Raw genomic sequence first — 14,610 nt, forward strand, 5'->3', positions numbered from 1 at the left:
ATACACTGAGGGATATCAGGTGACTATAATATCCGAATGTTAAAGGAGCTTTAGAAAAATCACTCCGCCAGGAAAGCAGAATAAAAAAAAACCGGGATAAAGCCTCATAAGCCTTCCCGGTTGAAGATTTTACTACTTCTTTTTCCCAATTGCTGAATCGTCTTTTGAAGACGACTTTTTGCTGGCCTGATAGTCAGAGGTTGATTTTTTACCTTCTGTGCTTGGCGCTTTCTTAATGTTTTTGCTGCCTTTATCTTTACTCATGGTACTTATATTTAGGTCTATTTAAGCTTTCTACTTGCTTATTAACACAAATATACCGAACTCGTTTTACAAAAAACGTATTAATCGTTAAGGCTTTTTATACCAAGGGTTCCTGCTGGCTCAAACAATGGAAACTACCCAGCCCCCAGATAATATCTGTGGAGTCAATACCTGTAACCTGCCTTTCGGGAAAACAGCCACTAATGATGTCCAGAGCTTTGTCATCATGCTTACAACGATATGTAGGTACAATAACGTGCCTGTTGCTGATATAAAAATTGGCGTAAGACGCCGGGAGGCGCATGCCTTCGTATACCACGGCATCAGGCATTGGCAGTTCTATTACGTTCAACTGTTTACCACTGAGGAGACGCATATGACTTAATGCTTGTAAGTTCTGCTGCAGTAAGCTATAGTTATCATCGTTGATATTGGTTTCTACTACAGAAAGTACGGTATCTTCATTCACAAAGCGGATCGTATCATCAATATGCCCATCAGTATCATCGCCCACAATTCCTTCGTCTACCCACAGTACCTGGTCAATGCCATAAAACTCACTGAGGTATTTCTCAATCTGGTTTTGCTTAAGTTGCGGATTGCGATTCTGATTTAGAAGGCAGCAAGTGGAGGTAAGCACAGTGCCTTTTCCATTAAATTCAACAGAACCACCTTCCATGACGATACCGGGATGAAAAACAGGAATGTTAAACTGACTACCGATTAACGAGGGGATTACGTCGTCGAGATCGTAGGGAGGATATTTGTCACCCCAGGCATTGTATCCCCAATCTACGATAACTTTTTTATCAACTGCTTCCGGATTGATCAGAAAAGCAGGACCGTGGTCCCTGCACCAGGCGTCGTTCGTAGGGTGCAGAAAGAACTCTACCTGGCTGAGATCTACGCCCGCTTCGACGAGATGACACTTGGCAGACTGTTTCATAGCCTCGTCATTTACATTGATTCGTACTTTTTCGCCGGTACTGAGCATTTTAACGAATTGGCTGTATTGGCTGTAAATGCTTGCAATTTTCCCCGGCCAGCTTTCTTCTTTATGCGGCCAACTCAGCCATGTCGCTTCATGTGGTGCCCACTCTGCAGGAAAACTGTAACCCAGACTCTTGGGAGTTGCATATTCCGTATTCATATCCTAGCTAGTCTTCGTCGATGTAACGTTTGGTAATCGGTCCATAAGAATCAATGCGGCGATCGCGGAGGAAAGGCCAATGCGTGCGATAACGATCAGATTTACTTAGATCAATATCCTCTACATGAATTTCTTCATCCTGATGGGAGGCTTGATAAAGCACTGTACCAAAGGGATTTGCTACAAATGATCCACCCCAGAATTTCATAGGCCCTTCGTCTCCTACCCTGTTCACACTCACCACATGAACACCATTTGCCACTGCATGACTGCGCTGGATTGTTTGCCATGCATTATACTGTTCAGTATTGGTACCCACATCCTGAGAAGAGGCCCAGCCGATCGCAGTAGGAAAGAATAATATCTCGGCACCCATCAGCGAAGTAATGCGCGCTGCCTCGGGATACCATTGATCCCAGCAGATGAGAACTCCAATAGTGGCATAACGTGTTTTAAATACCTTATAGCCCATGTCACCAGGGGTAAAATAGAATTTTTCGTAATATCCTGGATCATCTGGAATATGCATCTTCCGGTATTTTCCCAGATAGCTGCCGTCAGCATCAATCACGGCAGTGGTATTGTGATAAAGCCCCTGTGTACGTTTCTCAAAAAGAGAAGCGATAATTACAACATTCAGTTCTTTGGCAACTTCAGAAAGTGAGGTTGTAGATGGACCAGGGATACTTTCTGCAAGAAGAAAATTGTCGTAATCTTCTACGTCACAAAAATACAGGGAAGTAAACAACTCCTGAAGACACACAATCTCCGCTCCTTTTTCTGCTGCCTCCCTTACTTTGGATATTGCCTTCGCAAGGTTTTCTTCCTTAGCGGCGGTGCAGCTCATCTGTACAAGTCCTACTTTTACGTTCTGCTTCATTTTATGTCTTACATTTAGCGTTTCAGGGGCACTCTATTTGTTAATTATTGTTAATTCTTCAAATCGCCTGAGTCCTTAATCAGGAACATCGACTTCGTTAAAAAGCTGCAAAGTTAAAAATTTTAGCGGCGAACGATGCAGTTCGTGCAGCTTTTAATATACGGATGAGAATTTTCGACACTTTGGCCCGCAACTTTTTGAAAATGAGCACCAACATTTTAGAAGCTGAAAAGTTTATATTTAAACTTTTCAAAGACAATGTTGGGAACAGAGCAAGGTAAAAGTAATTTATTGGAGGCCTCGAAAGACGAGGTTTTTAAAGAGACGATAACTAAAGTATCGGATTTTAAGTTCGGTGCTAAAGTGGCAGGGGTCTTTGATGATATGGTAAGCCGTTCGGTGCCGTTTTATGGAGAAATGCAGAGAATGATCTCTGAACTGGCGGCAGATCACGCTCAGATGGGGACAAATGTATATGATCTCGGCTGCTCAACTGGAACTACCATGATCGGCATGAACACCACAATACCCCATGATATCAAATTTATAGGGATTGATGAAGCCGAACAGATGCTGATAAAATGCGATGAGAAACTGAAAGAAGCCGGTTTTACGCGTCCCTACGAGCTAGTTACAGCCAATATGCATGAGGGGTTTAAAATAGAGAACGCGTCGGTCGTGGTACTTTGTCTTACACTGCAGTTTATCCGACCTATAGCCAGAGAAAAGGTTTTGAAAACAATAGTCGACGGTCTTGCTCCGGGGGGAGTATTGATACTGATAGAAAAGATCCTTGCTGAAGAGAGCCTCTTTAACCGCAACTTCATTAAATATTACTATGATTTGAAACGGCGCAATCACTATAGTGAAATGGAGATTTCGCAGAAGAGAGAAGCCTTAGAGAATGTACTGATACCCTATAAGCTGAGTGAGAATATCCTCATGCTACGCGAAGCCGGTTTCTCACACTGCGAGGTGTTTTTCAAATGGTATAATTTTTCGGGTGTAATCGCTATAAAAAACTAATATGATTGCTATAGGCAACTTCTTTTTCAAGTACCGGAACCTTCTCTTCGTTTTTCTTTATCTGGCGTTGTTTATTCCTTCAGACAAAGTATTCAGCCCCGATCTTCTCGGCACCAATTACTATGTCTGGCCGATTTCTCTGGGTTTAATTATAACAGTACTGGGACAGCTTATCAGGGGGCTCACTATCGGCCTTGCTTATATTGTCCGCGGCGGTCGCGACAAGAAGGTTTATGCAGATAAACTGGTAACTGAAGGCATTTTTAACCATTGCCGTAACCCGCTCTATGTGGGTAATATTCTGATGTTGTTAGGAGTAGGCATCCTTTCCAACTCTCTTTTGTTTATAGCTGTGTTTATGCCGCTGTTCCTTTTTATTTATCAAGCAATTGTATTGGCCGAGGAAAACTTCCTGAGAAATAAGTTTGGCGGCGACTTTATTGCTTACTGCAGCAGGGTAAACCGCTGGTTAATTAACCTTAAGGGTCTGACAGCAACGTTTAAAAGCATGCGCTTTAACGCTAAACGGTGGGTACTGAAGGAATATAACACACAGTACGTATGGCTTGTGGGCATAGCGCTGCTCCTTCTAAAATATCCGGAGGTTACGCGTAACGACAGCGACCTGAGAAATATTCTTATAGTAATAATCCTTACCGCGCTCACTCTAATATATCTCTTTGTAAGGTATCTGAAGAAGTCGGGTAAGATGGTGGAATCGTGAACATAACACATTCTGTAGCAACTATAATTGCCATGATCTACGATGAGAAACTCCGGATCTGAAAAATTTTAAAACTTAATTCCCTTTATTTTTATTTGATAATATCATCATCCGGTCTATATTTGGCAATTACTAACAGAATTAACCACTCTAATGGATTTATTTTACGAAAACTTAATTTACTTTATCCCGGTTATGGGACTGATTGGGATCGTGATAATGCTGTCGAAATCGCGATGGGTTATTAAACAAGAAACAGGTGACGAGAACATGAATACTCTGGCAGGGTATATCGCCGCCGGTGCGATGGCTTTCCTCCGGGCCGAATGGAAGATACTTTCTTACTTTGCCATTGTTACGGCAGCTATACTTGCATGGTCGGGAACTCTTATTGAAACATCAAGCTGGGTTATCGCCATTTCTTTTCTTATAGGCGCTTTTACTTCTGCCCTCGCAGGATACATCGGCATGAATATCGCCACTAAAGCTAATGTTCGCACTACCCAGGCGGCACGAACCAGTCTGGCAAAAGCACTTAAGGTTTCGTTTACCGGCGGAAGCGTGATGGGGCTTGGAGTTGCAGGACTTGCAGTTCTGGGGCTTGGCTCATTGTTCATTGTCTTTTACCAGATGTATGTAGTACAGGTAGGCGGACACGTAAACGGACCAGGAATGCAGAAGGCATTGGAGGTGCTTGCTGGCTTTTCTCTCGGAGCGGAATCGATTGCACTGTTTGCTCGTGTGGGTGGTGGAATCTATACAAAAGCTGCAGATGTGGGCGCAGATCTTGTAGGAAAAGTTGAAGCCGGTATCCCTGAGGATGACGTTCGTAACCCGGCAACCATCGCCGATAATGTTGGCGATAACGTCGGAGATGTTGCAGGTATGGGTGCTGACCTTTTTGGGTCATATGTCGCTACAATTCTTGCGACAATGGTTCTTGGACGGGAGATTGTATCAAACGACAGCTTCGGAGGTATTGCTCCGGTTCTGCTTCCCATGTTTATTGCGGGTATCGGGCTGATCTTTTCGATTATTTCTACAAGTTTTGTTAAAATCAAAAATGAAACAGACAGCGTCCAGAACGCACTCAATCTGGGTAACTGGTCGTCTATCATACTCACAGCGATTGCTTCATATTTCGCGGTACAGTGGTTACTTCCCGATACCATGAGCATACGTGGAGTGAGCTTTGACAAAACGGATGTTTTTTATGCTATTGTAGTGGGATTGATCGTTGGAACTCTAATGAGCCTGATCACCGAATATTACACTGCAATGGGTAAACGACCAGTATTGTCAATTATCAGCCGTTCAGGTACAGGACATGCTACAAATATTATAGGCGGACTTTCGGTTGGAATGGAATCTACCCTTATGCCGGCGATTGTACTTGCTTTAGGAATTTATGGATCGTTCTTCTTTGCCGGATTATACGGCGTGGCTATTGCCGCTGCGGGTATGATGGCTACCACAGCCATGCAATTAGCAATTGATGCTTTCGGACCAATAGCCGATAACGCAGGTGGAATTGCCGAAATGAGCAAACTTCCTGAAGAAGTACGTAAACGTACAGATAACCTCGATGCCGTAGGAAACACAACTGCTGCCACAGGCAAAGGATTTGCGATCGCTTCAGCTGCGTTGACTTCTCTTGCGCTGTTCGCTGCATTTGTTGGCATTGCGGGAATTAACTCGATCGATATATATAAAGCGAATGTTCTAGCCGGATTATTTATCGGCGGAATGATCCCTTATATCTTTTCGTCTCTGGCAATCGCTGCCGTTGGTCGCGCGGCTATGGATATGGTACAGGAGGTACGGAGGCAGTTCAGAGAAATCCCAGGAATAATGGAATACAAGGCACGGCCGGAGTATGAAAAGTGTATCGCTATTTCTACGAAGGCTTCTATACGCGAAATGTTGCTTCCTGGCGCTATTGCACTCATTGTACCTATTATTGTAGGGTTTACCTTAGGCCCGGAAGTACTGGGAGGCTTACTGGCTGGCGTTACCGTTTCAGGGGTACTGCTAGGGATGTTTCAGTCTAACGCAGGTGGCGCCTGGGATAACGCAAAGAAATCTTTTGAAAAAGGTGCAGATATCAAGGGTGAAATGTTCTATAAGAACTCAGATCCGCATAAAGCATCTGTTACAGGCGACACAGTGGGCGATCCTTTTAAAGACACCTCAGGTCCATCTATGAATATCCTGATCAAATTAATGTCTATTGTTTCACTCATTATTGCTCCTCATATCGCTGTTTCTCCACCATCAGAGTCCGGGGCTGGATTAAACAAGAAAAAGCACGAAGCGATGACTACTGCGAAGACTCTTGATTCAGGTACATCAAAGGCCGGAGTTACGAGCACAGAAACTTTAAGCTTTTTTAAATAAATCATTTTACCGGCAACTAATTAGTATGACGAATTAGTTTTTTTGGAGATTTAACAAAGAATTGATTAATTTTTAAGAAGAATGCACATTACGTTCTTTCATAAATAAAAATTATCAGTATTTTGTTAAATCTCCTTCTTTTTTTTATACAAAAAGCATTAGGTTTGGGGAAATTTCAATTATTAATACAAGTCTTTATTAAAAACGTAAAAAAACTACATGTTTTACAAGAAATCGATTGAACAGTTATTACTTGAAGCAGGCGCAAGTGGCGAGGGCCACTTAAAGAGATCGCTCACTAGCTTCAATCTGGTCGCTCTGGGTATCGGTGCAATTATTGGAGCTGGTTTGTTTTCCCTTACAGGAATAGCGGCTGCTGAAAATGCTGGCCCGGCCGTAACTATTTCGTTTGTTCTTGCTGCAGTGGCATGCGCTTTTGCGGGACTTTGTTATGCTGAATTTGCGTCCATGATTCCGGTGGCAGGAAGTGCCTATACCTATTCATATGCTACCATGGGAGAGTTTATGGCCTGGATAATTGGCTGGGACCTTGTGCTTGAGTATGCTTTAGGCGCTGCAACAGTTTCGGTAAGCTGGTCGAGATACTTACTTGAGTTTTTACATAAATACAATCTATCTCTTCCCCACCAGCTGGCGGTGTCTCCCTGGGAGACTGTGAAGTTAGGCGATGGTACTGTTATCGAGGGCGGTTTTATTAATCTTCCTGCAATTTTCATTGTAATGCTGCTATCGCTCGTTCTGATGCGCGGGACTAAAGAGTCGGCAACGATGAATAATGTCCTGGTCGTCGTAAAGGTAGCTGTAGTACTTATCTTTATTACTCTGGGATGGAGTCATATAAATCCTGCTAATTACGATCCTTATATACCGGCTAACACTGGAAAATTTGAAAACTTTGGATGGACGGGTATCTCAACAGGTGCTGCCGTTGTGTTTTTTGCTTTCATCGGCTTTGATGCAGTGTCGACCGCCGCTCAGGAAGCTAAAGACCCTAAGAAGAGTATGCCCATCGGGATATTGGGTTCCCTCGTTGTTTGTACTGTTTTATATGTACTGTTTGCTCATGTGATGACAGGTCTTGTAAATTATAAAGATTTTGCAGGCGATGCTAAACCAGCAGCTACGGCTTTTGCTCAAACCGGTTATAGCTTTCTGCAGGATGCGCTGATCATTGCGATCCTGGCAGGTTACACCTCTGTTATCCTTGTAATGCTCATGGGACAGTCGCGCGTATTTTATACGATGTCTAAAGATGGGTTGCTACCGAAGTTCTTCAGCTCCATCCATTCTAAGTTTGCTACCCCCTGGAAAACCAATGTCTTCTTCATGCTTTTTGTAAGCATTTTTGCCGGTTTTGTTCCGGTCTCTGATTTGGGTCACATGGTTAGCATTGGAACTCTCTTCGCATTCGTTCTGGTATGTATTGGTGTAATAGTAATGCGCAAAAAATTACCTCATGCTATACGGCCGTTTAAAACGCCGCTAGTCCCTTTAATCCCTATGCTGGGCGTGATCGTATGTATGTATCTGATGTATTCTTTACCCACAGAAAGCTGGGTGCGTTTATTTGTCTGGATGAGCTTAGGTGTTATTATTTACTTCTCATACGGCAGAAAGCACAGTAAAGTACGTGAGGTTATAAATGAAAAAATAGTAGATTAGATTTTTCTTATCTTTGCGGCTTTAGTAAAAAGACCGCTCCATGAAAGATTACCTCGTATTTGATCACAAACAGATTCTTTCGGTTACAATGATTCTGTTTGCAATCATTGATATAATCGGGTCCATTCCGGTGGTGATTGAATTGAGGAAGAAGGCCGGCCATATTCAATCTGAAAAGGCTACTATCGTTTCATTGTTCCTGATGATCCTTTTTCTGTTTCTCGGAACGCAACTGCTAAATATCATCGGACTGGACGTGGCTTCTTTTGCTATCGCCGGTTCTTTTGTGATTTTCTTTATTGCAATGGAGATGATCCTGGGCGTCAACTTTTTTAAAGAAGAGATACCCGAAACGGTTTCTATTGTTCCTCTTGCGTTTCCGCTCATTGCAGGTGCAGGAACAATGACTACCCTCCTGTCACTGAAATCCGAATATGCAACTCAGAATATCCTTGTAGGCATCGTGCTCAATATGGTATTCGTTTATTTTGTCCTTAAAAATGTGGTCCTGCTTGAAAGACTGCTTGGCAAATCTGGCTTAAATATACTTCGTAAAGCATTTGGTGTGATTCTCTTGGCTATTGCCATTAAACTGTTCAGAACCAATACCGGGATATAAATATAGTATCAAGTATTTAGTATCAGGTATCAAGACGTTATGCGATTCTCAGTATCAGGTAACTGGTATCAAGTATCAAGAGGTGATGCTAAACGTAAAACACTAACAGAACCCCATCTTGATACTTGATACTAAATACTTGATACTAAACACAGAGTCGCGCCGCAAACATAGTGTCCGCTTTTCTGCCGTAGCCTTTGATTGTCTTTTGTTCTTCTAGTTGCAGGTTATAATTTTTAACAAGAAAGTCGACATTATCCTCATTCTCTTCTTTAAATACAGAGCATGTGATATAGATGAGTGGCTTGCCTGGTTTTAAATATTTTATTACGTTCGCTGCTATTGAACGCTGCAGTCGTTGAAATACTTCGATGCGTGATTCTTTAAACTGACTAATCAATTCAGGACTGCGTCCCCAGGTACCCGAGCCACTGCAGGGGGCATCAAGTATAATCCCGTCAAATGAGTAACCGTGGAGGAAAGGCTGAGGGTCTTTGGTAAGATCGAGTATTTTTTTCTGATACTTACCAACGCCGGCAGCACGAAAACGCTCATCAAGATTTTCCAGGATATTGTCGCGAATGTCAGAAACGAGCAGTTTAATATCCGGCTGCTGATGGAACAGATAAAGTGATTTTCCTCCTGAGGCGGCACAACAATCCCACCAGTGTTCGTATTTGTTCGGTTTGAATAGCGATCCTGCTTCCTGCGAAGACAGATCCTGTACTTCAATCCCCTCTGGACCTCCCTTTCCCGAAGAAAACAACTGATCCAGCTTTGTGCCATTTGGTAAAGCAAGTGTTTGGTCGCTGTATTCTGTAAACGAAATGGCTTCCTGCCGAAGTCTTGACTTCACGAAGGTCTCTCTTCCAGGATGTATTCTTATAAAAAGATCGGGCTGGATAAAAAAAGAACGAAGGAATCCCGGCTGTTCTATTTCGCTCGATAGATGTTTATGAAATGGGAAAACATCTTCAAGTCTAAAATCATAGTCGCCCGCCTCAAGCAACTTTATTTTTTCTTCAATTGACAGCGTGGCATAGCTGTTCAAATCGGGACGGAAGTTCTCAAGGAACGGATCAGAATGGCTGTTGCAAAGAAATTCGGCGATAAAGAGCCTCTCTTCAGGAGACAACGAAGCGCTCGCCTTTCCCAACCTGAAGTAATTATACATCAGGCGGCTGGCAGTTCGCCTGTCGCCCGAACCCATTTGACGGTTTGCACGAAAAAACACCGGAAGAAAACGCGAAAGCTGCCCATCCTGAGGATATTCATTCAATATCCTTAGAAAGGTACGCAGCTGATTATGATATTTCGTATTCGACGTTGTCAAAATTTAAAAGCGCTCTATCTAGATATTGTCCATTCTCAATTGTCCATTGTCCCCTGTTCACTGTTCACTGTCCACTGTCCACTGTCAATTGTCACCTGTCCATGGTCAAACTATTCCCATTCTATGGTAGCAGGTGGCTTGGAGCTGATATCGTATACGACTCTATTTATTCCCTTCACATTATTAATGATCTCATTAGAGATCTTTGCAAGCAACTCGTAAGGAAGATGACTCCAGTCTGCTGTCATTCCATCAACAGAGCCTACTGCGCGAAGACAAATCACATTTTCGTAGGTACGTTCATCACCCATTACCCCTACAGACTGAACCGGGAGAAAAATTGCTCCTGCCTGCCATACTTTATCGTACCAGCCGGAGGTCTTTAAGTTGTTTATATATATGGCATCTGCCTCTTGCAGGATTGCAACTTTTTCTGCGGTGATTTCTCCTAAGATACGAATTGCAAGACCGGGACCGGGGAATGGATGACGACTAAGAATAATATCATCTATGCCCAATGCTCTGCCAACTTTCCGCACTTCGTCTTTAAAAAGCGTGTTAAGCGGTTCAATCACTTTCAGTTTCATAAAATCGGGCAAACCACCCACATTATGATGCGATTTGATCGTCGCTGAAGGACCTTTAACGGATACCGACTCGATGACATCAGGATAAATCGTGCCTTGACCCAGCCATTTTACATCCTGAACTTCATGTGCGGCATCATCAAATACTTCAATAAATACGCGGCCGATTATCTTTCTTTTCTGCTCCGGCTCTTTTATTCCGGTAAGTTGACTAATGAAGCGGTCCCGGGCATTAATTCCTCTTACATTAAGTCCCATGTGCTGATAAGAATCAAGCACCTGTTCAAACTCGTCCTTTCGGAGAAGACCATTATCAACAAAGATACAATGCAGATTAGGACCAATGGCCTTATGCAGAAGCACCGCTGCTACCGACGAATCTACGCCGCCTGACAAGCCCAATACCACCTTATCAGTTCCAATTTTCTCACGTAGCGATGCGATTGTACTTTCAACGAACGAATCTGGAGTCCAGTCCTGTGAACATCCGCAAATGTCAACCAGGAAATTCTCCAGCAACTGTTTACCATCGCTGCTGTGTGTTACCTCAGGATGAAACTGTATGCCATAGGTTTTCGACTCTTTTATATGGTATGCTGCAACTCTCACGGTATCGGTGCTGGCGATAACCTCGAAGTCGTCAGGGATAGACGAAATAGTGTCGCCATGCGACATCCAAACCTGAGATCCTTCAGGTATATTCTTTAAGAGCGCGTGGCTATCATCTATATATTGAAGGTTTGCCCTTCCATATTCTCTGATAGTCGACGGTATAACTTCTCCCCCTGAATAATGGGCAAAGTATTGCGCGCCGTAACATACACCTAGTACCGGATATTGATTGTGGAACTGCGATAATTCAACCTGAGGTGCATCATCCTGACGAACAGAATAAGGACTACCCGAAAGAATAATTCCTTTTACACTTTCATCAAACTCTGGAAGGTGATTAAATGGATGTATTTCACAATAAACGTTTAGTTCTCTAACTCTGCGGGCTATAAGCTGAGTATATTGCGAACCGAAATCAAGAATGATAATTTTCTCTTGCATGGGCGAAGCTACTGAAAATTTATTTTTTTCCTACAATTACCTTGTTAAATGAATCAAAATCGAGATAAAACCTTGCCAATTCAAGCAAAGTTTCTGAATTAATCTCCTTTACTGTTTTAATATACCTGTCGTAATAGTCATATTCAAGCCCCGAAAACCAGATGTTTTTAAATTTATCAGCATGAGAAAACGCATTCTCCAGGCTCCCCAGAAAAGAGCCAAGCATATAATTTTTAACAAGATCAAGTTCTTCGGCAGGAATCAAATCAGTCTTTAACAGGTTAACTTCTTTCTCTATTTCAACCAACGTGGCCGCACATACATCAGCTCCAACCTCAGAGGCTATAAAAAAATACCCACTGTTGACAAGCGATACTACAGCCGAGCCGATACCATAAGTGTACCCTTTATCCTCGCGGATATTAGACATCAACCTGGAGCCAAAATAACCGCCCAAAACGGTGTTCAGCACCTGAAGAGCAGGAAAATCAGGATGGCTCCGATTAACAGAAACCTTACCTATCCGGATAGCTGATTGCAGGGCTTCCGGCTTTTCGAGATAACGCAAAGAGGCTTCTTGCACAGGGAAAGAAAACACGTTATGAGAGACCTTTAAACTTGTGTCCCAATTATGTCCAAAATACTTATTAAGCAGTTCTATCACCCCCGAATCTACCTTTCCCGACACTATGATACTGCAATTCTCCGGTTGATAAGCCTGATGAAAATACTCAATTAACTCATCGCGTCCAAGTCTGTCGTAATCCTCTGCCTGGGTGCTATATCCATAAAGAGAGTTGCCGAAAAGCATATTATTAAAAATACGACGGCTCTGAAAATCGTTCTTCTCCAGATTTACCATCAGCTTTTGCTTCTGGTTCCTTTTAAAAGTTTCAAGGTCGTCTTCAGGAAACACTGCATCTGTAACAATATCTTTAACAATTGGAAGGACACTATCAAGATGTTTACTCAGTGAATAGAGTGTTACAGATGAAATATCATAGTTGTAGTCCGTTTGAAGAAAAGCACCGTAATAATCAACCCTTTCGGCAATCTGATAAGCTGTTAAGGTGCTTGTACCTTCAACAAGCATTGCATTCACTGCATAAGCCTGAAGGGGTTTACTAATATTCCAGTTTACATTATTAAAGATCAGTTCTACCCTTACGAGCTCCTGTTCGCCGGCGTTAATCACGTACAACTGTATGCCATTGTTCAGAGTAACCGGCGCTGCTTTAATTATATTTATCTTTTCAACCTGCTTAAATGCAGGCGCTGTAGTTCTTTCAATCATTTATTTGCCAGATATAGTAGTGTAGACGAATTTTCTTTAGTAAACACAGACTCCGCACGTTTTTTCAGCTGTTCCGCACTTATACGGAAGTATCTTTCGGTCTCCTTATTCAAATCTTCTGCGTTGCCGAACAACTCGAAGAATGCCAGGTTCATTGCTTTGTCAAGAAGGTTCATCTCAGAAAAAACCATTGTTGATTCAACCTTATTCTTAACCTTTATCAGTTCGTGATCCTTCACTAGCTCTGTTCTGAGCATTTCAAGCTCATCCCATATTGCTCTCTCTGCATCTTCAATCGTCACTCCCTGCAGGGGTTTCCCTTCGACTACAAATAATCCGGGATCATGACTTCCGGTAACATAGGCATTAATGTCACTGAAAAGCTTTTTATCTTTTATAAGATTTACATGAAGGCGGGATGAGTTGCCCTGAGAAAGGATATCTGATAATAATTCTGATTCGTAATAGCCCTGATCGGTTCGTCCGGGAATATGGAAAGCGATATATATAGCATTCAGAGGAACATCGGCATATACGGTTTCACGCCGTTCTTCACGCTGCTGTGGTTCTGCAGGAAGGCTTCGGACTTGAGTTTCGCCCGATGGAATAGATCCAAACCATTTTTCAGCGAGCTTGATAACCTCTTCAGTCGACACGTCGCCTCCAACCACCATAATCGCATTGGAAGGGTTATAGTGCTTAGTAAAGAATGCTTTAACATCCTCAATAGAAGCGTTTTCTATATGTGATAATTCTTTACCAATGGTGGCCCAACGGTAAGGATGTACCTTATAAGCGAGGGGCCGCAGTTTTAACCAAACATCTCCATAGGGCTGGTTGAGATAGCGTTGTTTAAACTCTTCGGCTACTACATTACGTTGCACTTCAAGGCTTTTTTCGGAGAAGGCCAGGCTTAACATCCTGTCGCTTTCCAGCCAAAATGCTGTTTCGAGGTTAGAAGCCGGAAGTGTAATATAATAGTTTGTAATATCGTTGCTTGTGAAGGCATTGTTCTCGCCGCCAACACGTTGTAACGGCTCGTCATATGAAGGAATGTTTACCGATCCACCAAACATAAGGTGTTCAAAAAGATGAGCAAAACCTGTTTTTTCCGGATCCTCATCTCTCGCTCCTACATTGTATAATATGTTCACTACCGCCATCGGCGTAGTATGATCTTCGTGAACAAGAACTCTTAGTCCATTGCTTAAAGTTATTCTGTTAAATGTTACCATTCAGGGACTGTTTCGATGTAAGCGGCAAAGGTAATTGTTTTACGCAGAAAGCCTGAAAATTGAAAGTGGAAAGTTGAGAGGAAAGGTTAAGGTAAAAAAGTTGAATGTTCAAGGTTGAGGGTTCAAGGTCCTTTTAAAGCAGAAACAAAAAAGTTGAAGGTTGAAAGTTCAGATTGAAAGCGAAGATTGAGATAACACATCAGCAATAGGATATAATAATATTAACAGCATTCTCAGTAACCAATAGCTAATGGCAGATAGCTGAGGCTAATAGCTAATGCCTGATAACAAACGCCTGACAGCTAATAGTTAACTAACAACGAATGATGAATGTTAATATCTATTTCGACTGCTTTCTGCTTTTA

Annotated in this window: 12 protein-coding genes; 5 read left to right on the forward strand and 7 right to left on the reverse strand. The window is 42.5% G+C overall.

Annotated elements, in window-relative coordinates:
- Positions 1 to 132: 132 nt before the first annotated feature.
- The 3 genes from BDE36_RS24275 to BDE36_RS14260 form a co-directional block, all read right to left on the reverse strand.
- Complete coding sequence (locus BDE36_RS24275; protein WP_262708537.1) at positions 133 to 264, reverse strand: hypothetical protein; 132 nt, start codon at positions 262 to 264, stop codon at positions 133 to 135.
- Positions 265 to 361: 97 nt separating this feature from the next.
- Entirely contained in the window at positions 362 to 1,414 is a 1,053-nt protein-coding gene (locus tag BDE36_RS14255) for an agmatine deiminase family protein (RefSeq protein WP_141815410.1), read from the reverse strand.
- A 7-nt stretch (positions 1,415 to 1,421) separates the two neighbouring features.
- Positions 1,422 to 2,294 carry a carbon-nitrogen hydrolase gene (locus BDE36_RS14260; protein ID WP_141815411.1) on the reverse strand — a complete coding sequence of 291 codons (873 nt, stop codon included), beginning with the start codon at positions 2,292 to 2,294 and terminating at the stop codon, positions 1,422 to 1,424.
- 258 nt (positions 2,295 to 2,552) lie between these two features.
- Here BDE36_RS14260 and cmoA point away from each other — a divergent pair, with 258 nt between their 5' ends.
- The 5 genes from cmoA to BDE36_RS14285 all read left to right on the forward strand — a co-directional run bounded on the left by cmoA (position 2,553) and on the right by BDE36_RS14285 (position 8,743).
- Positions 2,553 to 3,320, forward strand: a complete 768-nt coding sequence (cmoA, locus tag BDE36_RS14265) for a carboxy-S-adenosyl-L-methionine synthase CmoA (RefSeq protein ID WP_141815412.1) — start codon at positions 2,553 to 2,555, stop codon at positions 3,318 to 3,320.
- A 1-nt stretch (position 3,321) separates the two neighbouring features.
- A complete protein-coding gene (locus tag BDE36_RS14270) occupies positions 3,322 to 4,044 on the forward strand; it encodes a methyltransferase family protein (protein ID WP_141815413.1) in 723 nt (240 codons plus the stop codon).
- Between the two features lie 153 nt (positions 4,045 to 4,197).
- On the forward strand, positions 4,198 to 6,441 hold the full coding sequence (locus BDE36_RS14275; protein ID WP_128767498.1) for a sodium-translocating pyrophosphatase: 2,244 nt from the start codon (positions 4,198 to 4,200) through the stop codon (positions 6,439 to 6,441).
- Positions 6,442 to 6,660: 219 nt separating this feature from the next.
- Entirely contained in the window at positions 6,661 to 8,124 is a 1,464-nt protein-coding gene (locus tag BDE36_RS14280; RefSeq protein WP_141815414.1) for an amino acid permease, read from the forward strand.
- Between the two features lie 40 nt (positions 8,125 to 8,164).
- Entirely contained in the window at positions 8,165 to 8,743 is a 579-nt protein-coding gene (locus tag BDE36_RS14285; protein ID WP_128767500.1) for a MarC family protein, read from the forward strand.
- 145 nt (positions 8,744 to 8,888) lie between these two features.
- Here the strand turns inward: BDE36_RS14285 and BDE36_RS14290 are convergent, their stop codons facing one another.
- The 4 genes from BDE36_RS14290 to BDE36_RS14305 all read right to left on the reverse strand — a co-directional run bounded on the left by BDE36_RS14290 (position 8,889) and on the right by BDE36_RS14305 (position 14,245).
- Positions 8,889 to 10,076, reverse strand: a complete 1,188-nt coding sequence (locus tag BDE36_RS14290; protein ID WP_141815415.1) for an RsmB/NOP family class I SAM-dependent RNA methyltransferase — start codon at positions 10,074 to 10,076, stop codon at positions 8,889 to 8,891.
- Between the two features lie 110 nt (positions 10,077 to 10,186).
- Positions 10,187 to 11,716: a glutamine-hydrolyzing GMP synthase gene (gene guaA, locus BDE36_RS14295; protein ID WP_141815416.1), complete on the reverse strand. Its 1,530-nt coding sequence runs from the start codon at positions 11,714 to 11,716 to the stop codon at positions 10,187 to 10,189.
- Between the two features lie 19 nt (positions 11,717 to 11,735).
- Positions 11,736 to 13,010 carry a M16 family metallopeptidase gene (locus BDE36_RS14300; protein WP_141815417.1) on the reverse strand — a complete coding sequence of 425 codons (1,275 nt, stop codon included), beginning with the start codon at positions 13,008 to 13,010 and terminating at the stop codon, positions 11,736 to 11,738.
- Positions 13,007 to 14,245: a M16 family metallopeptidase gene (locus BDE36_RS14305; protein WP_141815418.1), complete on the reverse strand. Its 1,239-nt coding sequence runs from the start codon at positions 14,243 to 14,245 to the stop codon at positions 13,007 to 13,009. The genes BDE36_RS14300 and BDE36_RS14305 overlap by 4 nt, the downstream gene beginning before the upstream one ends.
- Positions 14,246 to 14,610: the final 365 nt, after the last annotated feature.

Source organism: Arcticibacter tournemirensis (assembly GCF_006716645.1).
GTDB lineage: Bacteria > Bacteroidota > Bacteroidia > Sphingobacteriales > Sphingobacteriaceae > Arcticibacter > Arcticibacter tournemirensis.